Source organism: Polynucleobacter sp. AM-25C3 (genome assembly GCF_018882335.1).
In the GTDB taxonomy this organism is placed as follows: Bacteria; Pseudomonadota; Gammaproteobacteria; order Burkholderiales; family Burkholderiaceae; genus Polynucleobacter.
Window position 1 is genome coordinate 1 of sequence record NZ_JACVOS010000050.1, and the last position, 228, is coordinate 228.

Annotated in this window: 1 protein-coding gene; it reads right to left on the bottom strand. The window is 51.8% G+C overall.

Features of this window, described 5'->3' with window-relative positions; all coding sequences use genetic code 11:
• Positions 1–228 (bottom strand): AIDA repeat-containing protein (locus ICN12_RS11040; RefSeq protein WP_216272512.1); only part of this gene is annotated, 228 nt, incomplete at both ends.

Genomic DNA, 228 nt, shown 5'->3' on the forward strand with positions numbered 1-228 from the left:
CCGCCATCATTTACCGTAGTAGCACTTGCAATACCGCCACTACTAACGGCTTGAGTACCGCCAGAACTGATGGTCGCACTAATCGCACTACCACCGCTACTAACAGCTTGAGTACCACCATCATTTACCGTAAGACCACTCACAATAGCGCCGCTCAGGAGGGTCTGGCTACCGCCACTGCTTAGCGTAGTAGCGCTCACACTAGCACCACCATAAACAGCTTGATTA